At 34.4% G+C, this 26747-nt stretch carries 24 protein-coding genes; 21 read left to right on the top strand and 3 right to left on the bottom strand.

The features are described from left to right. Positions 1-8 precede the first annotated feature (8 nt). The 3 genes from DW1_RS14850 to DW1_RS14840 all read left to right on the top strand — a co-directional run bounded on the left by DW1_RS14850 (position 9) and on the right by DW1_RS14840 (position 4271). Positions 9-1970, top strand: coding sequence for a sigma-54-dependent Fis family transcriptional regulator (locus tag DW1_RS14850; RefSeq protein WP_074351733.1), 1962 nt, complete (start codon positions 9-11; stop codon positions 1968-1970). A 191-nt stretch (positions 1971-2161) separates the two neighbouring features. Beyond that, positions 2162-3994, top strand: coding sequence for an aldehyde ferredoxin oxidoreductase family protein (locus DW1_RS14845; RefSeq protein WP_074351732.1), 1833 nt, complete (start codon positions 2162-2164; stop codon positions 3992-3994). A gap of 52 nt (positions 3995-4046) precedes the next feature. Continuing rightward, on the top strand, positions 4047-4271 hold the full coding sequence (locus DW1_RS14840; protein ID WP_074351800.1) for a MoaD/ThiS family protein: 225 nt from the start codon (positions 4047-4049) through the stop codon (positions 4269-4271). Between the two features lie 330 nt (positions 4272-4601). Here the strand turns inward: DW1_RS14840 and DW1_RS14835 are convergent, their stop codons facing one another. Then, positions 4602-5414 (bottom strand): formate/nitrite transporter family protein, encoded by an 813-nt coding sequence (locus tag DW1_RS14835; RefSeq protein WP_074351730.1) that lies wholly within the window; start codon positions 5412-5414, stop codon positions 4602-4604. 363 nt (positions 5415-5777) lie between these two features. After that, on the bottom strand, positions 5778-7151 hold the full coding sequence (locus DW1_RS14830; RefSeq protein ID WP_083605706.1) for a nucleobase:cation symporter-2 family protein: 1374 nt from the start codon (positions 7149-7151) through the stop codon (positions 5778-5780). A gap of 508 nt (positions 7152-7659) precedes the next feature. Here DW1_RS14830 and DW1_RS14825 point away from each other — a divergent pair. Together DW1_RS14825 and DW1_RS14820 are read left to right on the top strand one after the other, a co-directional pair. Next, complete coding sequence (locus DW1_RS14825; RefSeq protein WP_074351729.1) at positions 7660-8295, top strand: cyclodeaminase/cyclohydrolase family protein; 636 nt, start codon at positions 7660-7662, stop codon at positions 8293-8295. 181 nt (positions 8296-8476) lie between these two features. Further along, a complete protein-coding gene (locus tag DW1_RS14820; protein WP_074351728.1) occupies positions 8477-10150 on the top strand; it encodes a PucR family transcriptional regulator in 1674 nt (557 codons plus the stop codon). Positions 10151-10202: 52 nt separating this feature from the next. Here the strand turns inward: DW1_RS14820 and DW1_RS14815 are convergent, their stop codons facing one another. Beyond that, positions 10203-10898: a cyclase family protein gene (locus tag DW1_RS14815; protein ID WP_074351727.1), complete on the bottom strand. Its 696-nt coding sequence runs from the start codon at positions 10896-10898 to the stop codon at positions 10203-10205. 577 nt (positions 10899-11475) lie between these two features. Here DW1_RS14815 and ftcD point away from each other — a divergent pair. The 16 genes from ftcD to DW1_RS14735 all read left to right on the top strand — a co-directional run bounded on the left by ftcD (position 11476) and on the right by DW1_RS14735 (position 26746). Then, entirely contained in the window at positions 11476-12420 is a 945-nt protein-coding gene (gene ftcD / locus DW1_RS14810; RefSeq protein ID WP_074351725.1) for a glutamate formimidoyltransferase, read from the top strand. Positions 12421-12497: 77 nt separating this feature from the next. After that, positions 12498-14168: a formate--tetrahydrofolate ligase gene (locus DW1_RS14805; protein ID WP_074351723.1), complete on the top strand. Its 1671-nt coding sequence runs from the start codon at positions 12498-12500 to the stop codon at positions 14166-14168. A 108-nt stretch (positions 14169-14276) separates the two neighbouring features. Then, a complete protein-coding gene (pyrC, locus tag DW1_RS14800; protein WP_083605705.1) occupies positions 14277-15875 on the top strand; it encodes a dihydroorotase in 1599 nt (532 codons plus the stop codon). A 104-nt stretch (positions 15876-15979) separates the two neighbouring features. After that, positions 15980-16591 (top strand): cysteine hydrolase family protein, encoded by a 612-nt coding sequence (locus DW1_RS14795; RefSeq protein WP_074351722.1) that lies wholly within the window; start codon positions 15980-15982, stop codon positions 16589-16591. A gap of 189 nt (positions 16592-16780) precedes the next feature. Continuing rightward, on the top strand, positions 16781-17335 hold the full coding sequence (locus tag DW1_RS14790) for a UbiX family flavin prenyltransferase (protein ID WP_074351720.1): 555 nt from the start codon (positions 16781-16783) through the stop codon (positions 17333-17335). Positions 17336-17355: 20 nt separating this feature from the next. After that, positions 17356-18720 (top strand): UbiD family decarboxylase, encoded by a 1365-nt coding sequence (locus DW1_RS14785; RefSeq protein WP_074351718.1) that lies wholly within the window; start codon positions 17356-17358, stop codon positions 18718-18720. A gap of 19 nt (positions 18721-18739) precedes the next feature. After that, entirely contained in the window at positions 18740-19006 is a 267-nt protein-coding gene (locus DW1_RS14780) for a BMC domain-containing protein (RefSeq protein WP_074351717.1), read from the top strand. A gap of 19 nt (positions 19007-19025) precedes the next feature. After that, positions 19026-19565 (top strand): hypothetical protein, encoded by a 540-nt coding sequence (locus tag DW1_RS14775; RefSeq protein ID WP_074351715.1) that lies wholly within the window; start codon positions 19026-19028, stop codon positions 19563-19565. Between the two features lie 25 nt (positions 19566-19590). Continuing rightward, complete coding sequence (locus DW1_RS14770; protein ID WP_074351713.1) at positions 19591-19986, top strand: BMC domain-containing protein; 396 nt, start codon at positions 19591-19593, stop codon at positions 19984-19986. Between the two features lie 16 nt (positions 19987-20002). Further along, a complete protein-coding gene (locus tag DW1_RS14765) occupies positions 20003-20284 on the top strand; it encodes a BMC domain-containing protein (protein WP_242942520.1) in 282 nt (93 codons plus the stop codon). 64 nt (positions 20285-20348) lie between these two features. Then, on the top strand, positions 20349-21188 hold the full coding sequence (locus DW1_RS14760) for a hypothetical protein (RefSeq protein ID WP_074351710.1): 840 nt from the start codon (positions 20349-20351) through the stop codon (positions 21186-21188). A 17-nt stretch (positions 21189-21205) separates the two neighbouring features. Continuing rightward, the gene (locus DW1_RS14755; protein ID WP_074351709.1) at positions 21206-21490 is read left to right on the top strand and encodes a EutN/CcmL family microcompartment protein; all 285 of its coding nucleotides are present in this window, start codon (positions 21206-21208) and stop codon (positions 21488-21490) included. A 21-nt stretch (positions 21491-21511) separates the two neighbouring features. Further along, complete coding sequence (locus DW1_RS14750; protein ID WP_242942517.1) at positions 21512-23326, top strand: adenine deaminase; 1815 nt, start codon at positions 21512-21514, stop codon at positions 23324-23326. A gap of 356 nt (positions 23327-23682) precedes the next feature. Beyond that, positions 23683-25002, top strand: coding sequence for an NCS2 family permease (locus DW1_RS14745; protein ID WP_074351708.1), 1320 nt, complete (start codon positions 23683-23685; stop codon positions 25000-25002). Positions 25003-25372: 370 nt separating this feature from the next. Next, positions 25373-26236 (top strand): FAD binding domain-containing protein, encoded by an 864-nt coding sequence (locus DW1_RS14740; protein WP_074351706.1) that lies wholly within the window; start codon positions 25373-25375, stop codon positions 26234-26236. 36 nt (positions 26237-26272) lie between these two features. Then, entirely contained in the window at positions 26273-26746 is a 474-nt protein-coding gene (locus tag DW1_RS14735) for a (2Fe-2S)-binding protein (RefSeq protein WP_074351704.1), read from the top strand. The last annotated feature ends 1 nt before the right edge of the window (position 26747 follow it).

The raw sequence follows: 26747 nt of genomic DNA, 5'->3' as shown, positions 1-26747 counted from the left end.
GGTAGAGGATGAAAGATATGAATGCTATAACAGGAGATGTTAAAAAAGAGTATATAATTTCATCACATGAAAGAAGCAAAAAAAATGGCATCAAAAGAAGTCAAAGAGTTAGCAATAGAATCATATGTGACGGGGAATTGCAAGAGAGATTATTAAAGAATAAAGACCTAATAATTATTTCTGAGCCACTAATAAATCAACTCTATAGTATTTTAAAGGGAGAGAGTTTTTTTGCTATACTTACAGATTCAGAAGGCTGCATATTAAGTGTTATAGGTCATGAGGAGATACTATCGGAAGCTTTCGATTTAAAGATGATTCCTGGTGCTTTTATGGATGAAGCTAATATAGGCACAAATGCCATGAGCTTAGCATTATATGAAAAGAGGCCAGTACAGGTTACAGGAGAAGAGCATTATATAACGGCCTATCACAGATGGACTTGTTCTGCCAGCCCAATTTTGAACAATAAGGGCGAAATAATAGGTAGTCTTGACCTTACAGGATATACGGAATCTGTTCACCCACATACTCTTGGAATGGTAGTAGCAGCTACTAAAGCAATAGAAAAAATATTTGAAATAGAAGAATTTAGTAGCCAGTTAATGATATCCAAAAAATACATTGAAACAATTATAGACTCCATTCCCATGGGGATAATAACCTCTGACTTAGATGGCAATATAAAAGGCATAAATAGACATGCTTTAAAAATGTTTGGGTATAGCTATGATGAAATGAAAAAAATGATGGTATCAGAGTTGTTTAAGGGGTGGCAAGCTTTGAGAGATAGTATTAACTCTAAGAAGCCATTTATTGATGAAGAAGTTTTTATTAATGCAAAAACTAATAAACTTCAGTTTAATCTAAGTGCACATTCAGTATTAGATAATAATGAAGAAGTAACAGATATTATCTATGTATTTAATGAAGTGAAGAAGCCTAGAAGGCTAGCTAATAAAATAATGGGCAGACAAGCCATATATACTTTTGATAAGATAATTGGAAACAGCGAAAAGCTACTAAGCGTAATAGAGTTTGCTAAAAAAGTAGCTGATAGTAAATCTACTATATTGATAACAGGTGAAAGTGGTACTGGTAAAGAGGTATTGGCTCAATCTATACACAATTATGGAAATAGAAGAGAGGAAGCTTTTGTAGCTATTAACTGTGGAGCCATACCTAGGAATCTAATAGAATCAGAGCTTTTTGGATATGAGGAAGGAGCTTTTACTGGTGCCAAAAGAAATGGACACCCTGGGAAATTTGAAATTGCAGATGGAGGAACAATATTTTTAGACGAAATAGCCGAGATGCCTTTAGATATGCAAACAAGGCTACTTAGGGTAATAGAGGAGGGTACAGTTTCTAGGATAGGAGGAATGAATGAGATAGTAGTAGATGTTAGAATAATTGCGGCTAGCAATAAGGATTTACAAAATGAAGTCTTAAAGGGCAATTTCAGAAAAGATTTATTTTATAGACTAAATGTTTTACCTATAAAACTACCTCCTCTAAGGGAAAGAAGAGAAGATATTCCACTTCTTATAGACTACTTTATGAAAAGACTATCTAAGAAGTTAAATAAAAAGGCAGTGTATATAACAGATGAGCAGATGACAGCTCTGAAAAACTATGACTGGCTTGGTAATGTCAGAGAACTTGAAAATTTCGTGGAATTAATAATTAATACAGAAAGTGCTTTTATCCCATTTGAATCGGGAAGTTATAATTTTAAAGAGCAAGAATCCATGAAAAGTAGTGGTAATGATGACAAATATGATTATGTTAGTCAAGAAGAAATAACACTTGAATGTGTTGAAATGAAACATATAACAAGAGTTTTAAGTATGTGCTCTGGTAATATTACTTTAGCTGCTAAAATGCTTGGTATAGGTAGAAATACACTATATAGAAAGATAAAAAAATATAGAATTAACTGTGCTGATTTGGAACGCTGTACCGATTAGGAACAATCTAAAGCTCCTCAAATTGTTTCAAAATGATACGAAAAAAAAGACTTTGTGGTAAATTACATAATCACAAAGTCTTTTTTTATTGGCATGATTTATGCAATAAATCCTATATAGATAGAAACTTTTAGGTGCTAATATGCTTTAGCACTGAAAACAGTTAAATAAAAAATAAAAGGAGGATGCATATGTACGGCTACATGGGAAAAGTTCTAAGAGTAAATTTAAGCGAAAGAAAAGTTCAGACAGAAGAGTTAGACTTAAAAGTAGCACAAAAGTATTTAGGTTCTAGAGGTCTAGGAGTAAAGACTCTAATAGATGAAATAGACCCAAAGATAGATCCTTTTAGCCCAGATAATAAATTTATAATAGCTGCAGGGGCTTTAACAGGAGCACCAGTTCCTACAAGTGGAAGATACATGGTAATTACTAAATCTCCATTAACAGGTGGAATAGCAATAGCTAACTCTGGAGGAAAATGGGGAGCGGACTTTAAGGCAACTGGCCATGACATGATAATTTTTGAAGGTAAAGCAGATAAACCAGTTTATTTATGTATTGAAGATGATAAGGTTGAAATTCGAGACGCAGCTCACGTATGGGGAAAGACTACAGAGGAAGTCACTAAGATTTTACAAGATGAGGTAAAGGACTCAAAAGTACTTTGTATAGGTCCTGCTGGAGAAAAACTTTCACTTATTGCTTCTGTAATGAATGATGTGGATAGAGCAGCAGGTCGTGGAGGAGTAGGAGCAGTTATGGGCTCTAAAAATCTTAAGGCTGTAGTAGTAAAGGGAACTAATAAGATTAACTTGTATGATGAAGAAAGAGTGAAGAATGTATCATCTCAAAAGATTAAGATATTAAGAGAAGACCCTGTAGCAGGTCAAGGATTGCCAACTTATGGTACAGCTGTACTAGTAAATATTATAAACGAGAATGGTGTACTACCAGTAAAGAACTTCCAGGAGTCTTATACTGCTGATGCAGATTTAATAAGTGGGGAGACAATGACAGAAAAATATCTAGTAAAGAAAAACGCTTGCTTTAGATGCCCTATAGCTTGCGGTAGAGTTGTAAAACTAGCTGATGGCACTGTAGTAGGTGGACCAGAGTATGAAACTATTTGGTCTTTTGGCGCAGACTGTGGAGTATTTGACTATAATGCCATAAATGAAGCTAATATGCTTTGCAATGAATATGGATTAGATACTATATCTACTGGAGCGACTATAGCTGCAGCTATGGAACTATATCAAAGAGGATATATTAAGGATGAGGAAATAGAGGCTGATGGACTAAGCTTAAAATGGGGAGATCCAAAGGCGATTACAGGATGGGTCAAGAAAATGGGATTAAAAGAAGGATTTGGAGAAAAGCTAGCACAAGGTTCCTATAGATTAGCTAAATCTTATGGAGTGCCAGAGTTATCTATGACAGTAAAAAAACAAGAGCTTCCTGCATATGACCCTAGAGGAATTCAGGGACATGGTATAAATTATGCAGTAAATAATAGAGGAGGATGTCATATTAAAGGATATATGATTAATCCAGAAATCCTTGGGTATCCAGAGAAGCTTGACAGATTAGCTAAAGAAGGGAAACCTGCATATACTAAAGTATTCCATGACTTAACAGCTGTTATTGACTCTATAGGTTTATGTCTATTTACTACCTTTGGGTTAGGGCTTAATGATTATGTAGAAATGTATAATGCAGTTTGTGGAGACATATATAATGGAGAGACCTTACTTGAAGCAGGAGAAAGAATATGGAACCTAGAGAAGTTATTTAATCTAAGGGCTGGTATATCTAGCTCAGAAGACAAGCTTCCAAAGAGATTGACAGAGGATCCAATCCCAGAAGGACCATCTAAGGGGCATGTTCATCATTTAGGTGAGTTATTACCTCAATATTATGCAGCTAGAGGTTGGGATGAAAATGGTATACCAACAGAAGAAACACTTAAGAGGCTTGGATTAGAGGATTATATAAAATACTTAGGCCTTGTAGAAGCTTAGCCAGCATTAAAAGGGTTTATATTTGGCCACAGGAATGGCAGGTGAGCATATGATTAATGTGGAAGTAAGATTATTTGCAACTTTTAGAGAAGGAAGAGAGAAAAAACAGGTCTTAACACTAGCAGAAGGTACAGAAATCTCTGAAGTATTAAATCGACTAAACATAAATGTAGAAGAAGTAAGTATTCTTTTGCTTAATGGTATTGATGGTCCTGTAGATAGAAGATTAAATGATGGTGATGTTATTGCAATATTTCCTCCGGTAGGAGGAGGATAGAAATATCTAAAAAACAAAAAAGTAAATTTCATATATCAAAAGTCTTGTAATCCTTTTATATGTCTAAAGGTTTATAGGTACAGTTAAATTTACTAATAGGGCGTATTTTTAAAAATATGCCCTATTAATACTTTTTTAATATATTAATATTACCTCTTTCATAATCTAGACAAGCTTTAACCTTTAATTCTTAACTAAACTTTGATTTACTTTCCATAAAAAATACTCCCAAGTAGGTAGTCTAATTTCAATTAATTAGACTACCTACTTGGGAGTATCATATCATTTTTCATGCATCCCAACATTTATTATAGAGCCTTATTAAAAACTCTAAGCTCTCGATTTAACTTTTGCATCAGCCTTGCGTTGAGGTACTATATATACTACATAATATAATAAAGCAACAATCACTGCACCACCTATAATATTGCCTATTGTAGCAGGTATTATACTATGAAACAGCATTTGTCCCCAAGTTATATCATAACCAGCAAATTTAGCAAGTGGTAAGAAAAACATATTTGCAACACTATGCTCGAACCCAACCATTACAAATGTCATTACTGGGAACCATATAGCTACTGCTTTTGAAGAAATATCTTGTGCTCCAAATGACATCCACACTGCAAGACAAACTAAAATATTACAGAATATACCCTTTACAATTATTTGACCAACTGAAGCAGTCATTTTACCAGTGGCAATGGAAAAGGCAGTTTCTGTCATTGGAGTACCAGCTTTATACGCGCCTACATAAACTAAAGCTGCTGCAAATATAATAGAGCCAATGAAGTTTCCGAAATAAACAAGACTCCAATTTTTTAACATTTGTTTTAATGTAATTTTCTTATCAGATAAAGCCATTGTCATGAGACAGTTACCTGTAAAAAGCTCAGCTCCAGCAACAAGTACTAGCAATAACCCTACAGGAAAGACTGCAGCACCAAGAAATTTAGCAAGACCTAGGTCGATTTTAGAAAATGTCTGCATGATAGTTATATCAGCATGACCTCCAAAGGCAACATAGAGCCCAGCAAGTATTCCTAGAATAAGCATGTTAATTGTAGAATTATTTGCTTTTTTAATTCCTACGTTGATGGTAGATTCAGCAATTTCGTTTGGTGCTAAAAATGATTTTGACATGAAAATACCTCCTTTATTAGTGCATAAACTATAACTTTTTTTACGTTAACAATATAGCACACTACTCAACTGCTTACAAGTATGCACATTATAAAATATAAAAGAGAGTTAATAGAAAAACAAAAAGTAGTATAAGATTTAACTGGTAGTATAGGATTTAACTGAGTTGAAGAACCATAAAAGTAGTAATATTACTTTTTTGCATGCTGGTAAAATATTTTCATTTTTGTTATCAATTTTAACAAATTCTTAACAATGTGATTTGGAGAAACAAAAAACCCAGTTCAAACAAATTTTAAATTTTATTTGAACTGAGTTAATCAAATCTTATAATTATTTTATAATTGCATATCTTACTTAAAACTATGCACTAACTTCTTCAGTATCTTTTTCTTCTTTTAATATTATGTTTAATAAAAGTGCAACTACTGTACCAGTACTAATTCCTGATGAGAAAATACTTTGTAGAACACCTGGTAGATTTGCTAAGAAATCAGGTCTCATTGTTGTACCTAATCCTAGTCCAATAGAAACTGCTATTATTAACAGATTACGGTTATTTCCTTTAACTTTACTTAGAGTCTTAATACCAGATGCTGCAACAACACCAAACATTACAATACCTGCTCCTCCTAAAACTGGATTAGGCATGATTGCAATTAGTGTACTAAATTTAGGGAATAAACCTAGTAACCCTAGAATAACCCCTGCTACTATTACCACATATCTACTTGCAACTCTTGTAAGAGGAATAAGTCCTACATTTTGGCTGAATGAAGTATTAGCACCAGCTCCAAAGAAACCTGCTATAAAACTTCCTATACCATCAGCTAATAAACCTGCACTTAATTGTTCTCCTGATAATTCTGTTTCACAAGCTTCTCCTATAGCCATTAGACAACCTACTGTTTCTATAGATGTAACTAAATATGCAGCTATAAATGGAATTACATGAACAGGATTAAAATCTATTCCATACTTAAATATACTTGGGAAAGCTATCCAACTTGCTTCTTTTACAGCAGTGAAATCCAGCATACCTAAAGGATAACAGATTATATAACCTATCACTATTCCTACTAATATAGAAGCACTGCTTAATATACCTTTTGCATATCTATTCAATAAAATTATTATAATCATAACTACCATTGATATAACTATGTTTGTAAGACTACCGTAGTCAGCTGATCCAACTCCACCTGCTGCCCAATCCATTGAAACAGGAAGTAATGTTAAACCTATTAGTGTAACAACTGTTCCTGTAACTACAGGCGGGAAAAATCTCATAAGTGGCTTTAAGAAACGGCTTAAAATCATTTCTACAAAGGAACCTAGTATTGTAGCACCAAACATTCCAGCTAGTCCTGCAGTAGAACCAACTGCGATAGAAGGCGCAACGAAAGTAAAGTCTGTTCCCATTATACAAGGAACCCTAGCACCAATTTTCCAAATACCTTTTGTTTGAATAAATGTTGCAATACCTGCTACAAATATTGCTGCACTTACCATGAAAGCGGTGTCCTGAACAGAAAGCCCTAGTGCTCCTGCAACAACTAAAGGAACGGCTACGATACCACCAAAGGCAGCTATAATATTTTGAAATGCAAGAAGAATAGCTACAGAAAGAGGTGGTCTATCCTCAATTTTGTAAAGTAAGTTAGAGCTACCAGCAGCGGAATCAATTTTTTCTTTAGTACCGCTAATTATTTTTTTGTTTGTCATTGTTGTACTCATTATAATTGCTCCTCTCATTAAAGTTTAGGATGAAAACGATTGCTTTATGCTAGCAAAGTTAACAACAATTTTTATTATAGTTGTGATTTTAAAGTATAAATTAGATTTAAGCAAGACCTAAAAATTGGGAAATTACAAAATTCAAAATTATATAAATGTGGACTACCCTTGGAAATGTGTAAATTTACAGGAAGTTTGAAAACGTCATAAAAGTAGCATTTAAAAAATTTGTAAGAAATACACAATAAAATCAAATATCTATAAAAGGCTATGGATAAACAACATGAACATTAATCAATTAAAGAAAAAATCAAATCTATTATATAATAAACATAAGATAATTAGAGGCTTACAAGAGTTATAGATTGTAGTTAAAGTAATTTTTCATTGAAGTTAATTGTAAAAAATACACATAGACATTATCCAATATTTATGTTATTATAATGAATATATTGTAGTAAATTAATAAATAATAATGTAAGAGTATTACTACATAAGGAGGAATAATATGTTAGTAGAAAAAACAGTTAAGGATTTTGTTGCAGCTGTAGCAAGCAATGAGCCTGCTCCAGGTGGTGGAAGTGTATCAGCGCTAGCAAGTAGTTTAGGTGCAGCTTTAACTTCAATGGTAGGAAACTTGACTTTTGGAAAGAAAGCTTATAATGCATTAGAAGAAAACCAAAGAGCTCAATTAGATACAAACTTTGAAAAAGTTGTTAAACATGTTGAGAGACTAAACGAATTGATTGATGAAGATACAACAGCATTTAATGACTATATGGCAGCATTGAAGTTACCAAAAGAAACAGACGAAGAAAAAGCTGCAAGAAAAGCTGCAATGGAAGAAGCTTTAAAAAAGGCTATGGAAGTTCCTCTTGATGCAGCTAGAGAGTCATTAGAAGTATTAAAACTACAAAAAGTATTTGCAGACTATGGGAATCCAAATGCAATCACTGATGTGGGAGTTGGAGCATTATTAGCGTGTGCAGGCTTAGAGGGAGCACTATTTAACGTTTTAATTAACTTAGGTGGAATAAGCGACCAGAATTATGTAGCGGAAATCAGAAAGCAATGTGATGCATTACTAAAAGAAGGTAAAGACCTTAAAGAAGAAACATTAAAAGTAGTTTATTCAAAACTATAATAGTGGGCTACGATTGTAAGGAGGTAATACAAACCTCCTTACTTTTTATGACCTAACAGCAATTTCTTGAATGAGTTGCTGGTAGGTTAAACTGGGTGAACACCAAATTTATGGAAAGCAGTCGGCAAATAAATTTGTGTAGAGGGATTGCTATATAAAAAATTTAAGGGGGGGAATGCAAATGGGTAGACAAAATGGTATTACTATAGAAGATGCTTTAAATATGGAATATATGAAAAACTGCAAGCTTATAGCAGGGTTTAAAGGAATTAGAAATACAATATCTAAAGTAAATGTTATGGCAGACCCTGATATTTTAAGCTGGGTAGATGAAGGCGAGCTTTTATTAACCACAGCCTATTCTTTTAAAAAAGATAATATAGAAGAACAGAAAAAGCTTATTAAAGAGTGTGCTAAGAAGAAATTAGCAGGTATAGGCATTAAAATATATCCATATTTAGAGTCTCTTTCAGAGGAAGTAATAAGTTTAGCAGATGATTTAAACTTTCCTATAATAGACCTATATTATGCTACGCCACTTTCTGATATAATGACTCCCTTATTTAATGATATATTCAATAGGCAAGCTTATCTACTAAAGAAGATAGAAAAAATATATGAACAATTTATGGATGCCATGTTGAGGGGAGCCAATACAAGCCAAATAGTTAAACTAATAAGCGATAGTATAAAGAATCCTATCTATGTTCGATTTGAATATCCAGAAGAAATAATTATTGAGTTTGACTCTGTGGATGATTCAGTGAAGGAGCTTCTACTTGAGAATGCTGACAAGTGCTTTTCGCCAATTTCAGAGAGATATAAGGAAAAGAAACTAGAAGAAAGCAACGAGCTAATAGGAGGAAAATATATAAAAAGAATGGTATTTCCTATAGTTGCTAAGGACAGTATATATGGACATATAGTTGCTTGGTCTACAAATACTCCCCTAGGAGGATATGACTTATCTGTACTTGAAATTGCATCTACAACTATGGCCCTCGAAATATTAAAGGCGCTTTCAGTTAAAGAGGTTGAAAATAGATATAAATCAGAGTTTTTCGATGACCTGATTTCACTGGAAGAAAGAAGAGTAGAGAAGGCACTAGAGAGAGCATCATTTTTTAACTTTGGTAAGAAGGATAAATTTGTAAGCATAACTTTGAAAATAAAAAACAATGATGAAGCCTCTAAAAGGGTAGATATGGCATCTGGACAAACACAGCAGCATATTACAAAAATCCATGACCTGATTGAAAGAAACATCATTAAACAAATGGGGCTCAATGCAATAGTTGTAAGTAAAACTGAAAGAATTCAAATACTTCTATGTCTAAAAAAAGATACACAATTAGAGGCGTTATTAGAAGAAATCAATAAAAATTTCTTAGACATTATTAATAAATTTAAGGATTTAGATTTTCGAATAGGAATTGGAAGAGCCTATGAAGGACTAGAGAACTTTAATTACAGTTATTTAGATTCAATTAAAGCTATAAAAACAGGAAGAATATTGAATGACAACATAATCACCAGCTTTGAAAATCTAGGTATATTTAAGATATTATGTCAAGATAACATAGAGAATGAATTAATCAAATTCTATGACTCTACTTTAAAACCTTTAGTTGAATATGATGAAAAAAAATCAACTGAACTTGTTAAGACTCTTAGCGCTTATTTTGACAACAATGGAAACTTAAAGAAAATGTCCGATTCCCTATTTACTCATTATAATACGGTTCTATACAGAATCCAAAGAATAAAAGATATAACTAATATGGACCTTGAAAATCCCAACGACCGACTTAACTTAGAAATAGCACTTAAAATTAAACAGTTATTAAACAAGTAGAATCACTCATTGTGATATCAAAAAACAAAGCGGCTAACTTAGCCGCTTTTCACTATTCTTCTATTAATGCAACTGCTCTTATAGGGGAACCTGTACCTCCACGGATTCTTAGTGGTAGACCAAAATATAAGAAACGTTTATTAACTACTTTATCTAAATTGCATAGGTTTTCAGTGTTAGTTATGTTATATTCTCCGCATACTAAATGTCCAGCAAAAGTTAAGTCGTCTGGAGTCTGATCTATAGCAGGGGCATCTACACCTATATTAACTACTCCTTTTTCTGCAAGCCATTTAGCAGCATCATAGCTTAAACCTGTATAATAATTTTCATATTCTGGAGTACCATAACTTCTATTGTATAGACCAGTATACATAAGAAAGATATCACCTTTTTGAATTGTTTGCCCAGATTTCGCTACAGCCATTTCTAAATCCTTTACTTCTATGTAGTTAGGATATCTTATATGACTTAGGTCTACGCAGATAGCACTACCCCAGAAATAATCTAAAGGCATTTCAATAATATCCGCTCCCCCTGGCTTAAATTCTAGGACAGCATCGCTATGAGTTCCGCAGTGCTCACTTATTAGAAGATTTCTTGCATAAAAACCTAGAGTTGGGCTTCCAGTAGCTTTTTGACTTTGCTCGTGAGTTTGATTTGTCATAATAAATGTTTTCTGATGAATTCCGTATAAAGGCATTCCTTCGTAAATATCTTGAGTCAAATCAATTAATTTTAACCCCATTTAAAAGCTCCTTTCATATTTAAATTTAATACATTCGTACTTAATTATTAGCTACCCATAAAAAAATAAAAATATACATTGAGTTATTTATCTAAATAATGGGTAGAAAAACAAATGAAATACTTGCATTTAAAACTTAAAAATAGCGCATAATATTTTGGAAGTCTTAAATCCTTGCCAATATTATAACACAATGTTGGACTTTCTATTTAATTATGTTATTGAATATCATTATACTATTTATTTAAAAAAAATCATTCATAAAATTTATACAAATTATAAAACCCATATCTAAATCAAAAAAGGATGTGATACGGAGAACAACATGAATGAGGAAAAGTTTAATCTATAGGAAAAGCTATGAATAACAACAATCTTGAAGAAAACATATAGAATTTATACAAAAAACTGCACAAAAAATTACTTTAAAACGCTGATGATTTATATAAAAATGACAAAGGTAAAAGACCGTTATTTATGGTATTATAAACATGAAGCAAATCAGATGCAATGTTTTAGAGAGAAAGCAACATAAAATGCTTATAAAAATCTTTAAAATAGAAAAGGAGGTTATAAAATGTCTTTAGACAAACAGTACATTTTAGCAGTACCTAATTTTAGTGATGGTAGAAGAAAAGAAGTTATTGAAGCAGTAGTAGATGAAGTTAGAAAGGTAGAAGGAGTTAAGCTTGTAAGTTATGAGCCAGAGCATGACTTTAACAGAACAGTAGTTACAGTTATAGGAGAGCCAGCACCTCTTAAGACAGCATTACTTAATATGGCAGCAAAATCCATAGAATTAATCAACATGGAAGAGCAAAAGGGCACACATCCAAGAATTGGTGCTCAAGATACTATCCCTCTATTCCCATTCAAAAATATTACAGTAGAAGAATGTGTTAAATTAGCAGAAGAAATAGGTAAAGAATTACATGAAAGAACTGGTGTGCCAATATTCTTTGCAGCAGAAAATGCAAGAACAGAAGAAAGAAGAGCGCTAGCTTTCATAAGAAAAGGGCAATATGAAGGATTGAAAGCTTTACTAGAAGAAATCAAAGATGACGAATCAAGAAAAGCAGAATATGAATCAAGAAAACCTGATCTAAGCAAAGACGGCCTACTTTCAAGCACTGCAGGAGCAACTATAGTAAGCGCAGAAGCAGAAGGATTGACAGCATATAACGTATTCTTAGCAACAGAAGATGTAGAAATTGCTAAAAAAATAGCAAAAGCAGTAAGAGGACCAAGCGGTGGATTCTCAACAACAAGAGCAGTAGGAATCAAATTCCCAGAGAGAGAAGGAGTAGTAGTATCAGTAAACATGTTTGACTGTGCAAACACTCCAATATATAGAGTATTTGAATTAGTAAAACAAGAAGCTAAAAGATATGGTATTCCAGTAACAGGTTCAGAAATAGTAGGACCAGTTAAATTAGAATATATAGTTAACTCTCTAGAGTACTACTTAGGATTAGAAGGTTTTAGAAGAAGCCAAATATTAGAAACACACTTAATGGAATAAGTTATTGTATATAGGTGTCGTAGGGAAAAATAGGAACAAAGAGATATAAATTTAAAGCCTGAGGAGGAGAAAAGTTAGTGAAAACAGACGTTCAAATAGCACAAGAAGCTAAAATGAAACCTATATCAGAAATAGCTGAGCAAATAGGAATACTAGATGATGAATTAGAATTATACGGAAAATACAAGGCGAAAGTGTCATTAGACGTATTTGACAGACTAAAGGATAAGCCAGATGGAAAACTAATATTAGTTACAGCAATAAATCCAACACCAGCAGGAGAAGGAAAGACAACAACAAACATTGGTCTAAGCATGGGGCTAAACAAATTAGGCAAAAAGACTATAACAGCATTAAGAGAACCATCATTAGGACCATCATTTGGGGTAAAAGGTGGAGCAGCAGGTGGAGGATACGCACAAGTAGTACCAATGGAAGACATAAATCTACACTTTACAGGAGACTTCCACGCAATTACTTCAGCACATAGTCTACTAGCAGCGTTACTAGATAACCATATACATCAAGGAAATGCATTAAATATAGACACAAGAAGAATAGTTTGGAAAAGAGTAGTAGATATGAATGATCGTGCTCTTAGAAATATTGTAATAGGACTAGGAGCAAAAGCTGACGGAGTACCTAGACAAGATGGATTTGATATAACAGTAGCATCAGAAATAATGGCTATATTATGTTTAGCAACAAGCCTAGAAGATCTAAAAGAAAGACTAGGAAACATGGTAGTAGCATATAACATGGAAGGAAATCCAGTAAGAGCTAAAGACTTAGAAGCTACAGGAGCACTAGCTCTAATACTAAAAGATGCTATAAAGCCTAACCTAGTACAAACACTAGAAAATACTCCAGCTTTAATTCACGGAGGACCGTTTGCGAACATAGCGCATGGCTGTAACAGTGTACTAGCAACAAAAATGGCGCTAAAACTAGGAGACTACGCAGTAACAGAAGCAGGATTCGGAGCAGACCTAGGAGCAGAAAAGTTCTTTGATATAAAGTGTAGATTTGCAGGATTAAAGCCAGCGGCAGCAGTTATAGTAGCTACTGTAAGAGCGCTTAAGATGCATGGTGGAGTAGCAAAAGCAGACTTAGGAGCAGAAAACCTAGAAGCTCTAGAAAAGGGATTAGAAAACCTAGAGAAACATATAGAAAATGTAGCTAAATTTGGAGTACCATCAATAGTAGCAATTAACAAATTCCCGACAGATACAGAAGCAGAGTTAAATCTAGTATTTGAAAAAGTAAAGGCATCAGGAGCAGAAGTAGCTATATCAGATGTATGGGCTAATGGTGGAGAAGGTGGAATTGAATTAGCTAAGAAGGTAATAGAAGTAGTAGAAGGTAAAGAATCTAACTTCAAACCGCTATATGATGTAGAGCTTTCAATAAAAGATAAGATTACAAAGATTGCAAAAGAAGTTTACGGAGCAGATGGAGTAGTATTCACAAAAGGTGCAGAAAAAATGGCTAAAACATTAGCTGATTTAGGACTAGATAAAATGCCAATTTGTATGGCTAAAACACAATACTCTCTATCAGATGACGCATCACTTTTAGGAAGACCAAAAGGATTCACAATAACAGTAAGAGAGTTAAGATTATCAGCAGGTGCTGGATTTATAGTAGCGCTAACGGGAGAAGTAATGACAATGCCAGGGTTACCAAAGGTGCCGGCAGCAAACAAGATGGATATACTTCCAGATGGCACTATAGTTGGACTGTTCTAAATTGATATAAATTAATAAGTTGGAGGGACTCCCTCTCCAACTTATTAAGAAAAGGCATGAAAACGCTAACACTTGGTAAAATATAGAAGAAGAGGAGGAAGTAAAAAAATGTATGATTTAATTCTTAAAAATGCTAGAATCCCTCAAGGGGACTATACAGTATTAACTAACATCTTGGTTAAAGATGAAAAAATAGCAGGTTTCACAGATTGTATTGATGGAATAGAAGCAAAGAATACAATAGATGCTCACGGACATTTAACTTTACCAGGATGTATTGATTCACACACTCACTTTATGTATCAAGGTTTCCCACATAGAGAGAACTTTTTAACTGGTACAGCCGCAGCTGCAGCAGGTGGAATAACAACAGTTATAGATATGCCATGCTGTTCAGTTCCATCTGTAAGAAGCGTTGATCAATTAAATTTAAAGAAAGATTTATGTGCACCTCAAGCATTAGTTGACTTTGCACTTTGGGGTGGAGTAACTGGAGAAGATGTAAGAGAAAACAGACTACACAATGTTCAAGAACAAGCTGATGCAGGAGTAGTAGCTTTCAAAGTATACATGACTCCTTCAGTTCCAACTTATCCAAGAGTTACTGATCCAGAAATGTATGAGTGCTTTAAGGCAGTTGCTAAGACAGGCCTTCCAATAGGAATTCATGCTGAAAACTTCGCTATGTGTGACTTTTATGTTAAAAAATTCAGAGAAGAAGGAAGAATGGATGGTCCAGCATGGGCAGAAGCAAGAATGGAATTAGCTGAAAAGGTTGCTATAGAATTAGGAATCAGCTTTGCAGAAGCTTCAGGAGCTAGACTACACATAGTACACATGAGTACTGGAATAGGTGCTAAATTAGTAGGGGAAGCTAAGAAGAGAGGCTTAAATGTAACTTCAGAATCATGTCCTCACTATCTAACATTAAATTATCAAGAATCTATGACAATTCATGGTGCAAACGCTAAGATTGCTCCACCTCTAAGAACTAAGAGAGATAACGAAGAGCAATGGGAAGGAATTAGAAATGGTAGCATAGATTTCATAGCTACAGACCATGCTCCATACGAACTAGAAAGTGAAAAGATAAAAGAAGGAACAACTATCTGGACAGCATTCCCAGGAATCCCAGGTGTTGAGACAATGGTTCCTGTTATAGTAAGTGAAGGATACAATAAAGGAAGAATTTCATTAAGCAAACTTGTTGATATACTATCTACTAATGCTGCTAAGCACTATGGACTATATCCAAAGAAAGGTGCTTTAAACATAGGTTCAGATGCAGACTTTACAATTATAGATCTTGATAAGACTTGGACTATAGATCCTAAGAAACAAGCTTCAATGTGTGGATATACACCACTAGAAGGTATGGAGCTAAAGGGAAAAGTAGTTAAGACTATAGTTCGTGGTCATCTAGTATATGTAGATGAGGATGCTAGCGTACTATCAGAAATGACTGATGAAGACCTTAAGAAGTTAGTTCATGACTATCCAGAAGGTGTAGCAGAAAAATATAAAGAGCACTTTGATCTATATCCTCAGCTATACAGTGCAGAATACGAAAATAGCTATAGAAAGAATCATCCAGAGGTTATAGATCAACATATTAGAAGTATTAGAGGAATCAAGGTTAAACCTGGATTTGGTAAATTTGTTAAGAGACAAAGTATACAAGTATTACCTAGAACAATAACATACTAATAATTATTTAAGCTTTAACCAGTTATGGCTTATGCTGAGCCATAGGCCATAACTGATAAAATATAATAAATTAAAATAAGATTAAGATAAAGGGAGAGATATAAATGGCAAAACACGCAATTGTAGTTATAGACATGTTAAATGACTTCATAGGAGAAAAGGCACCTTTAAGATGCCCAGGTGGAGAAGAAATAGTTCCAAATCTTCAAAAGCTATTTAAATGGGTAAGAGAAAGAAATGCTCAAGGAAAAGACGATGTTCAACTAGTTCATGTTCAAGAAGCTCATAGAGAAAATGATGCAGACTTCAGAGTAAGACCGGTTCACGCTGTTAAGGGAACTTGGGGTTCTGACTTCATAAAAGAACTATATCCTGAAAAAGGTGAATATATAATTCAAAAGAGAAGACACAGTGCATTCTGGCATACAGACTTAGACCTATTCCTAAGAGAGGAAAGCATAGATACAGTGGTAGTAACTGGAGTTTGGACAAACGTATGTGTTAGATCTACAGCTGCTGATGCTCTAGCTAATGCTTATAAAGTAATTACTTTAAGTGATGGAGTTCACTCAAAAACAGAAGAACAACATCAACATGGATTAGTTGACCTAAGTATATTCACAAAGGTTATGACTATAGATGAATACATCGATGCATTTGAAAAAGGCTTAGATCCATGGGCAGGAGCAGGAGATCCAGAAAACAAAGTTAAATAACTTTTGAATTAAATGGTAATGACTGTCCTCTGAGGAGGACAGTCCTAACATATTAGCAAATGAAAGATATTATTTACACAAAAAGTCGCCAGCTAAAAAATATAGAGACGACTTTTTGTGCCTAAATAATAAAAGTATTTATGACTTATACTTATTTGTGGCCAATAGCAGAAAGTGAGGAAATGTCATATGAGAGTAATCGTTGGGATCTCTGGTGGAAGTGGTGGCATATATGGATTAGCTCTTTTAAAGGTGCTTCAGGAGCTAAACATAGAGACTCACCTTGTAGTGACAACCATGGGAGAATATGTAGTTGAACATGAATGTGGTGTAACCCTTGAAGAGTTAAAGGGGTTAGCAACTTATTATCATGATAATAGAAACTTTGCAGCACCCATAGCAAGTGGTTCATTTAAAACAGATGCAATGGTGATTATTCCTTCCTCAATGAAAACTGTAGCATCCATTGCACATGGTATGTCAGATAATTTGTTGACAAGAGCTGCGGATGTTATAATAAAAGAGAAAAGGAAGCTAGTTATAGTTCCTAGAGAAACCCCACTTAGCACCATACATTTAGAGAACATGTTGAAGCTAGCACAAGCAGGTGCAACAATATTACCTCCAACGCCAGGCTTTTATAATCATCCTGAAAGCATAGGAGATATTGTGGGTTCAATTATTGGTAGAGTGTTAGACCAGCTTGGCATAGAACATAATATATCAAAAAGATGGGGAGAATAAGATTTGGAAGGAGGGAGAGTATGGAAAAACAAATGCTAAGGGCTACTCTAAGTAAGCTAGAGCAGCTTGGCGAGCTAGAAGTATGTAATGTAGAAGTAGATCCTAAATATGAACTAGGAGCAGTATTAAGATATTTTGAAAATGAAAAGCCTATACTGTTTAACAGAGTAAAAGGATACGATATGCCTGTAGTAGGAGGGCTTTATGGAAATAGAGAACTCTATTACATGATGACCGATACTACACCAGAAGAAAGAATATTTAAATACATGAATGCAATAGCAAATCCTCAACCTGCAAAGTTAGTAAGTAATGGGCCAATAAAAGAAAATATCATTACTAGAAATATTGATATACAAAGAATGTTACCAGTACCTACTTCTCATGAAAAAGATGCATCTAGTTTCATAACAGCAGGTATGCTCATAGTAAGAGAGCCTGAAACAGGTTATACACATATGGCAGTTAGAAGATTTCAAGTCCATAAAGGAAATATTATAAATGCACTTATATCTGGTCATTCTCCTGCACTAAGGGAGCAATTTGCAGAGTTTGAAAAAATGAATAAACCGTTAGAGTGTGCAGTAGTACTTGGTTATGATGCAACTTTCCTTCTAGCATCTCAAATAGGCTCTAGAAAGTATGGTCTTAACAAGTATGAGGTTGATAGTGCTTTAAGGGGTGAACCTCTTGAGCTTGTAAAATGCCACTCTGTTGATTTAGAAGTTCCAGCATATGCAGAGATGGTTCTCGAAGGAGTATTAGTTCCAAATAGGCGAGAAGTTGAAGGACCATTTGGTGAATTAATGAACTACTATGGAGATGTTGCCCCAAATCCAGTTATGGAAGTAAGGACTATTATGCATAGAAATAACCCTATATTCCAACATGCCTTCCCTTGTAGAGAGGAACATCTTGCTAATGGGCTTATTAGAGAAGCAGAACTATATGCGGCTCTTAAGAACATGGTAGATGTAAAGGATGTAAACATAACTGTTGGCGGAGGATGCAGATTACATGCTATTATTTCTATAAGCAAGAAGAAAGAAGGAGATGGCAAGTCTGCAATATTAGGCGCACTTGGTGCATTTTATGATATTAAGCATGTGGTAATAGTAGATGAAGATGTTGATATATATAATGTAAAAAGTGTAGAGCATGCACTAGCTTCTAGAGTTCAAGCTTCACAGGATGTGGTAATAGTTCCAGGAGCTTTAGGTTCAGGATTAGAAGCATCCCATGTGGCTCGTGGAGTTACAGATAAAATGGGAATCGATGCTACAAAGCCTTTAGGTGAGAAAGCACATTTTTATGAAATGGCAGTGATTCCTGGATTTGAGGGGAAAATAGATATTCAAAAATATTTCCCAGGAATGAAAAAATAAATAAAGGTGGTAATAGAGTATGAGACAGGCCATAGGTATGGTAGAAACCAGAAGTTTAGTGGCTGCTATCCAGGCAGCTGATACTATGGTTAAGTCAGCTGATGTACACATAGTTGATGTGAACTTTGTCGGCTCTGGAGTCGTTGCTGTAATAGTATCAGGTGAAGTAGCAGCAGTAAAAGCAGCCGTTGATAACGCAACAGAAGTAGTAAAGGGCTTAGCTGAAATTATATCTACAAATGTCATTGCTAGACCTCATGACGAAGTAGATAAAATGTTAGATTAGCTAAAGGGTGGTGAATAAAATGGCTAACCCGTTGGCAAGGGTGATTATGAATAACATTACTCAAGGTAGTAAAATAAACGAGACAAGAAGTAATTCTGCAAAAAACACTTATTCTATATCAGGATTAGGACAAAAAGACGAACAACTACTACTGAATGTTATGAATAAGAATTTAGGAAAAGCTACTGGACCTTCTAGAACTTTAGATACTCTTAATTCATTATCTGAGAGAGCATCTAAATCAGTATCTAAGCCAGCAGAGTATAACAGTGGAGTAAATACATTCGAGAAAGTTAGGCTTGAAGATTTAGTTAAAGGAAATGTAAAGCCGAAAAACAGTAATTCTATTGACAACAAATCAAACACTATGATGACTCTAAATGACTTAGCTAGCAAGGTGAAAAAATCAAACAATCAAGTAAGTACTGTAGATAATCAAGTAGCGCAACAACAAAATACGAAAGATGTATATGTAAAAACAGGAGTAATAAACAATTTAGAAGCTTATATTCCTAAGGTTTCTTTGAACTCAATAGGAAAAAAGGGCTCCTTACTATAGTGATAGGAAATAAGGAGGTGTAGTTGTGAAATCAGCTCTTGGATTAATCGAGGTAGTTGGATTAACTGCAGCCATTACAGCATTAGATGCTGCAAGTAAGGCAGCAGATGTGAAGCTTGTAGGAGTTGAGAAGGTAATTGGTGTAGATAAGCTTGTAAGTGTTACTATTAACATTGCAGGTGAAGTAGCCGCAGTTAAGGCAGCTGTTGAAGCTGGAGTGTCTGCTGGCAATAGAGTTGGTAAAGTTGTATCTGGTCATGTGATACCTAGACCACATGAAGAAGTAGATAGATTAATTTCAATATTTGAAAAGAACTTAAAATCTAAGAAAGATAACCAAAAAGTTGAATCAAAAAAAGAGGAAAATGAAGATAAAAAAGCTAATACTGAAGAAAGTAAAAAAAAGACAACTACAAAGTAATTAATAAGGAGGAATAATAATGAGTCAAGCGTTAGGTATGGTAGAAACTAAAGGTTTAGTAGGTGCTGTTGAAGCAGCAGATGCTATGGTTAAAGCAGCAAATGTTACTTTAGTGGGATATGATAAAATTGGTTTTGGTCTTGTAACAGTTATGGTGAGAGGAGATGTAGGTGCTGTTAAGGCTGCAACAGATGCTGGTGCAGAAGCTGCAAGAGCAGTAGGAGAGTTACATTCAGTACATGTAATTCCAAGACCACACTCAGAAGTTGAAAGAGTGATTCTTAAAAACTACGAATAGAATTTTTCTTAAAAAGCTGCTACAGAACTATGATGGTAGCCTAAACCATATGAGGTGTTAGAGTATGGAAAAATACAACCAAACCAGTGACATAATTAGTCAACTGGTGCAAAAATTAAATGGTGGTCATAGTCCAAAGGAAAGAGCCGATTTCAGATGTAAGCCACAAGACTATGTAAATCAGCATATTTTAGCCGTATTTACAGGAACTAACTTTGGACTAAATGAGTCACTTAGGGAACTTTCAAAAGCAAGGCGCTATGGTTTTACTTTTGATATTGCCTTAACTGAAAATGGGGAAGAAATTATTGGTGAGCAAGGAATAGCTTCTATAAAATCTACCCTACAAACAGATAAGGTTTATACACAAAAGGACAAATTAATCTTTGGCGAAATTTTAGAAAGTGTAGACGGTATTATAGTACCTATGCTGACCCAAGACACTGCTACTAAACTAGCCTTAGGTATACAGGATTGTTTTATATCAACTTTATTATGGCAGGGGCTATGGCATGGCAAGAAGATACTTATGGACTTTAGCAATGTACTTGCTTATAGGGGGAACAGATCTAAAGTACCAATGCTCCAGCAAATAATGAATGATTACGTAGAAAAACTTCAGATGATGGGAATAAAAAGCGTTGATAAGAAAGATTATGTGTTAGAGATGTTAAATGTCTTCAGAGACAGTCCAATGGACGAAACCACTACTGTTACTGGGCAAAGCTCACAAAATACAGTTGCTGGAGAAAGCCATAGTACGCGTCAGGTTATAACTGAAAAAGACTTAATTAACATGAAAACCATCAACAATGAAGTGACTGTACCTATAGGATCAATTATAACTCCTCTAGCATATGACAGGGCAAAAGAGCTAGGAATTAAAATAGTCAAGGGACATTAGAGTAAGGGAGTGATAAAATGCAATTAGGCAGAGTTGTAGGTACGGTAGTTGCAACAAGAAAAAGCGAAAGTCTAGTAGGGAGTAAACTTTTAATAACACAACCTATTGACATAGATTCTAAGCCTTCAGGAAAGCCACTAATAGCAGTAGATACAGTAGGTGCAGGTATAGGTGAAGTAGTGATTTTCGCAACAGGCACTGCATCAAGAAATGCGGCAGATAAGAAAAACTCTGCAATAGACGCTGCTATTGTAGGCATAGTAGATAATATGGATGTATATAAGGAATTTATTAGTGAGTAACAAAGGAAAGGAGGCAAAAGTTTGCTAAAGCCACAAGATGTAAAAAGAGCAATAGAATATAGAGAGTTAATAGATGTACTTATGTCAGATAAACACTTTGCTGATATAGTACTTCACAACGGTAATGTGATAAATGTAATAACTAGAGAAGTGTACACAGCAGATATAGCTATAAAGGGAGACTATATACTACTTGTTGGTGATTGTAAATCACTAATAGGACCAGATACAAAGGTAGTAGATGTAACAGGCTTATATCTATCACCAGGATTTATGGATTCACATATGCACTTTGAAAGTAGTATGTTGACTATTACTGAGTTTTCTAGATTATCTATACCTTCTGGTACAACAACTTTAATAGCTGACCCACATGAAATAGGTAATGCATTGGGACCAGTAGCTATGAAGGCTATGGCCGACGAATGTAATGTAGTACCAAACTATGTAAGACTACAAGTTCCAGCTTTAACCCCTGATGCTCCAAGTTTAGAGACAGCAGGTGTTGATGTAAATTCTAAGGATATGGAGGACTTATTAAATTATCCAAACATATTCGGTATAGGAGAACTACAAGGATTTTCTCTTGCTAAGCATGTATATAAAAATACACCAGAAATAATAACAGACTTATTGACTTCAACTACTTATGCTAAGAGTTTAGGAAAGCCAGTTGATGGGAATGCTCCGGAATTATTTGGTGCTGACTTAGCAGCTCACATAATATGCTGTGGTGGAACTTGTTCCTGCCACGAAACAACAACTAAGGAAGAGTGTATTGAAAAGCTAAGACAGGGCGTATATGTATTTATGAGAGAAGGTTCTACTCAAAGAAATATGGCTGAATGTATAAGAGCTGTGACTGAAGAGGGACTAGATTCAAGAAGACTTATCTTAGTTTCAGACGACATGGTTGCAGAGGACTTAGAAAAATATGGTCATATGAATGATATTATCAGAAGAACAATAAGAGAAGGGGTAGACCCAATAGAAGCTATACAAATGGCAACAATCAACCCTGCAACTTATTGGGGTCTAGATGATAGAGGAGCTCTTTTACCAGGAAGAGTAGCAGACATAGCTGTTATCAGTGACCTTAAAGAAATGACTGTAGAGGCTGTATTTATAAAAGGACAATTAGTAGCTTCACAGGGACAGCTATTAATAGATTTACCAAAATACACTTATCCTGATGTAGTTAAAAACTCAGTGAAAAGAGCGCCTATTACTGAAGCAGATTTAGAAATTAGGGCAGAGGGAAATACTGCTACAGTTAGATATATCCAGGCTATACCTGATCAAAACCTAACAGGAACTGGTGAAGCTCAAGTTAGAGTTAATAGAGGTGTAGTAGAAGCTGATGTCAACCAAGACGTAATATACTTAGCCAACTTAGAAAGATATGGACGTAATGGAAACATCGGTAAGACAATGGTAAAAGGAATTGGATTGAAGCAAGGTGCATTTGCTCAGTCAATTGCCCATGATACGCATAATATAACAGTAACAGGAACTAATTTAAGAGACATGGTAGTTGCTGTAAATAGAGTTATAGAAATGGGCGGCGGAGTTGCTGTAGCTAATAATGGTAGAATATTAGATGAACTAGCACTTCCAGTTGGAGGACTTATAACAGATGAATTAACTGGTCCAGAAGTAAGTGCTAAAATAGCAGCTTTAGAGGCAACTGTAAAAAATCAGCTAGGTGGAACGTTACATGCTCCATTTATGCACGTTTCGTTTTTAGCTTTATCTACAAGTCCAAAATGGAAAATAAGCGACAAAGGCTTACTTGACGTAGATAACTTTGAAATACTTGATCCAGTAGTTAGGTAACATTTAACCCCAAGTCTTTACATTTTAATGTAGAGACTTGGGTATGATAATAACAGCAAAACGTTTTCATTATTATGTCTAGTAAGTGCATAATAGAAATATGCACTTACTAGTCGTAATAATAATCACAACACTATACCTGTTTAATTATACTAACTGACGTGATAATAAATATTAATGTACAGGCTCATAATTAAGTATGAATAAAAAATAATTTAACTGCTTAATTATGAGTTCTAAGACACTAATTGTCTTAGAGAATCTATAAAATGTGTAGAAGGGAGGGAGTTATTTAAGAGATTTTTTATACAAGGGAAAGTTTCAAAGGGAAAAATAAAAAAATAGGGGGTTTAATAATGAGTAACGGTAAAGCTCAAACAGGTTTTTTAGAAAAGACTTTTAAGCTAAGCGAGAATAAGACAAATGTTAAAACAGAAATCATTGCTGGTATTACTTCATTTATGACAATGGCTTATATTTTAGCTGTAAACCCAGATTTGCTTTCAGCAGCAGGTATGGATAAGGGTGGAGTTTTTACTGCTACAGCATTATCAGCAGCAATAGCTACTCTAATAATGGCTTTCTATGCTAATTATCCATTTGTATTAGCACCTGGTATGGGATTAAATGCTTTCTTTGCATTCACAGTTTGTGGTATTATGGGTTATTCATGGCAATTTGCATTAACAGCAGTATTTATAGAAGGTATTATCTTCATATTAATGTCCTTTGTTAATGTACGTGAAGCAATAGTAAATGCAATACCAATGAACTTAAAGAATGCAGTTTCAGCAGGTATTGGTCTATTTATAGCTTTCCTAGGATTCCAAAGTGCAGGTATTATCGTAGGAGATCCAGCTACATTAGTAAAATTAGGAGACCTTACACAACCAGCAGCTATAGTAACTATTTTAGGAGTTATAATAACAGGTATTCTTCTACACAAAAAAGTTAAAGGGGCTATGCTAATAGGTATTTTAGCTTCTACAATTATTGCTATACCTTTAGGAGTTACAAAGCTACCAAGTAGTTTTATCTCAATGCCTCCTTCACTAGCTTCAGTAGCTTTTAAGCTTGACTTTTCAAATATATTTAGTCTTGATATGTTAATAGTAATATTTACATTCCTATTTGTAGACGTGTTTGATACTATAGGAACATTAGTTGGAGTTGCATCAAAAGCTGATATGCTTGATGAAAATGGAACTTTACCAAGAGTTAAACCAGCATTATTTGCAGATGCTGTAGGAACTACTGCAGGAGCACTATTAGGAACAAGTACAGTTACAACATTTGTTGAAAGTGCATCAGGAGTTTCTGAGGGTGGTAGAACAGGACTTACTGCACTAACATCAGCTATATTATTCTTACTTGCATTATTCCTAGCACCAATATTTGGTATAATTCCAGGAGCAGCTACTGCACCAGCACTTATATTAGTTGGATTATCTATGATGTCATCTGTATTAAAGGTTGATTTTGATGACTATACAGAAGCTATACCAGCATTTTTAGCTATTATTATGATGCCAATAGCATATAGTATTGCTGAAGGTATTGTATTTGGTATGGTATCATATGCAGTGTTAAAGCTTATAGCTGGAAGAGGAAAAGAAGTATCACCAGTTGTTTATATATTATCAGTATTGTTTATATTAAAATATATTTTCCTATAAAATTAGATTTCATGAATTTAGTTCCGCTCCCTTCTTAGGGAGCGGACCTTTAAGTCAAAACCTAAGAGTTAGGTTATTAGTTTAAAGAATATTTACTTGCAATAAAAATTGAATTCAGAATTTCTATCAATATGTATATCTATAAGCTTTACCCCATGTTTTATTCTGCATACTATTCTGAGTTCACTTTTTATTGTAAAACTATGACATTAGAATAATAAATTACGAAACTATGGTTTTACAATAAACTTCTTAACCATCTTAATTAAGGATTATGTAGTTTTTTCTAAAACATAGCATTTGAACATTTTGGTTATATATTATATGTTAGGTTATAATATTTTTACCAATTAGATTAAGGAGGATAGATATGACTATAAAATACGCACATAAACCCAATACTGTTGAAGAGGCTGTTGAACTTTTAGATCAATATAAAGAAAAAGGTAAAGTTATTGCTGGGGGGACAGACTTAGTTATAGAGATTAAAAACCATAAGGTGGATTTTGAAGCTTTAATAGATGTATCTAGTATAAAGGAAATGTCATTTATTAAGGTGGAAGGAGATAAAGTTGAGATAGGTGCAGCTACTACCTTTACGGAAATAGCTGAGTCAAAATTATTGAGTAGCAGACTTGCAGGACTAAAAGAGGCAGCACATTCTGTAGGTTCACCTCAGATTAGAAATAAAGGTACAATTGGAGGTAATATCTGCAACGGTTCTCCTGCAGCTGATACAGTTCCACCATTTCTTGCATTAGATGCAATTGCAGTTATAAAAAGCAAGAGTGGACAAAGAGAAGTTAAAGTAGAAGAGTTATTTTTAGATAAAGGAAAGGTTGCATTAAAGGATGATGAATTACTTGTATCTGTGAAGTTTGATAACCCCAGTGAAGGACAAGTACTTTCATTTAGTAAACTAGGACTTAGAAAAGCTTTAGCTATTTCTAGAATATGTACTAGTGTATTTGCTGAATTTGATATTGATGGCTCTTGTAGAAATATCAGAATAGCTAACGGTTCTCTAGGAAGATTTGGTATGAGAGAAAGAGAAGTTGAAGCATTCTTTAAAGGTAAGAACTTAACTGAAGAAGTCATCGAAGATGGACTTAAGCTAATGCAGCAAAAAGTTGCAGAAAGACTAGCTGGAAGGTCTACAGTTGAATTTAAAAGCTCAGCTATTAAGGGAGTATTAAGAAGTGCTCTAAATAATGCTATTAGGCAAAACATTTGATTTACATGTTGATTTAATCGAAGGAAGGGGAAAGCTATGAAAAAAATAGAGCTTAATGTAAATGGTATAGTTCATAAAGTGGAAATCGAAGAAGATATGAGGCTCGTAGATGTCTTAAGAGATAAATTAGGGCTACTAGGAACAAAAGAAGGCTGTGGAGAAGGCGAGTGTGGAGCATGTACAGTAATTATGGATGGTGAAACTGTGGCTTCATGTCTTGTAATGGCTTTTCAAGCAGAAGGAAAAGAAATACTTACTATAGAAGGTTTAAGCAAGGGAGAAAAGATACATCCTATTCAACAGGCATTTTTAGATGAAGGTGCAGTTCAATGTGGATTCTGTATACCTGGAATGGTATTATCAGCAAAGGCATTATTAGATAAAAATTCTTCACCAAATAGAAGTGAAATAAGAGAAGCCATATCTGGAAACCTCTGCCGTTGTACTGGTTATAATAAAATAGTAAATGCTGTAGAGAAGGCAGCTAAAGATTTAAAGGGAGGGGAGTAGA

It is taken from the genome of Proteiniborus sp. DW1 (assembly GCF_900095305.1).
Taxonomy (GTDB): Bacteria; Bacillota; Clostridia; order Tissierellales; family Proteiniboraceae; genus Proteiniborus.
Note: the sequence above shows the minus strand (reverse complement) of the source record. Positions and strands in the feature narration are given on the sequence as shown.

Coding starts and splice junctions, on each gene's coding strand:
- DW1_RS14740 (WP_074351706.1), top strand. CDS start 25,373: ATGACTATAAAATACGCACATAAACCCAATACTGTTGAAGAGGCTGTT.
- DW1_RS14760 (WP_074351710.1), top strand. CDS start 20,349: ATGGAAAAATACAACCAAACCAGTGACATAATTAGTCAACTGGTGCAA.
- DW1_RS14815 (WP_074351727.1), bottom strand. CDS start 10,898: ATGGGGTTAAAATTAATTGATTTGACTCAAGATATTTACGAAGGAATG.
- DW1_RS14850 (WP_074351733.1), top strand. CDS start 9: ATGAAAGATATGAATGCTATAACAGGAGATGTTAAAAAAGAGTATATA.
- DW1_RS14835 (WP_074351730.1), bottom strand. CDS start 5,414: ATGTCAAAATCATTTTTAGCACCAAACGAAATTGCTGAATCTACCATC.
- DW1_RS14785 (WP_074351718.1), top strand. CDS start 17,356: ATGGAAAAACAAATGCTAAGGGCTACTCTAAGTAAGCTAGAGCAGCTT.
- DW1_RS14745 (WP_074351708.1), top strand. CDS start 23,683: ATGAGTAACGGTAAAGCTCAAACAGGTTTTTTAGAAAAGACTTTTAAG.
- DW1_RS14735 (WP_074351704.1), top strand. CDS start 26,273: ATGAAAAAAATAGAGCTTAATGTAAATGGTATAGTTCATAAAGTGGAA.
- DW1_RS14790 (WP_074351720.1), top strand. CDS start 16,781: ATGAGAGTAATCGTTGGGATCTCTGGTGGAAGTGGTGGCATATATGGA.
- DW1_RS14780 (WP_074351717.1), top strand. CDS start 18,740: ATGAGACAGGCCATAGGTATGGTAGAAACCAGAAGTTTAGTGGCTGCT.
- DW1_RS14755 (WP_074351709.1), top strand. CDS start 21,206: ATGCAATTAGGCAGAGTTGTAGGTACGGTAGTTGCAACAAGAAAAAGC.
- ftcD (WP_074351725.1), top strand. CDS start 11,476: ATGTCTTTAGACAAACAGTACATTTTAGCAGTACCTAATTTTAGTGAT.
- DW1_RS14825 (WP_074351729.1), top strand. CDS start 7,660: ATGTTAGTAGAAAAAACAGTTAAGGATTTTGTTGCAGCTGTAGCAAGC.
- pyrC (WP_083605705.1), top strand. CDS start 14,277: ATGTATGATTTAATTCTTAAAAATGCTAGAATCCCTCAAGGGGACTAT.
- DW1_RS14845 (WP_074351732.1), top strand. CDS start 2,162: ATGTACGGCTACATGGGAAAAGTTCTAAGAGTAAATTTAAGCGAAAGA.
- DW1_RS14830 (WP_083605706.1), bottom strand. CDS start 7,151: ATGAGTACAACAATGACAAACAAAAAAATAATTAGCGGTACTAAAGAA.
- DW1_RS14820 (WP_074351728.1), top strand. CDS start 8,477: ATGGGTAGACAAAATGGTATTACTATAGAAGATGCTTTAAATATGGAA.
- DW1_RS14795 (WP_074351722.1), top strand. CDS start 15,980: ATGGCAAAACACGCAATTGTAGTTATAGACATGTTAAATGACTTCATA.
- DW1_RS14775 (WP_074351715.1), top strand. CDS start 19,026: ATGGCTAACCCGTTGGCAAGGGTGATTATGAATAACATTACTCAAGGT.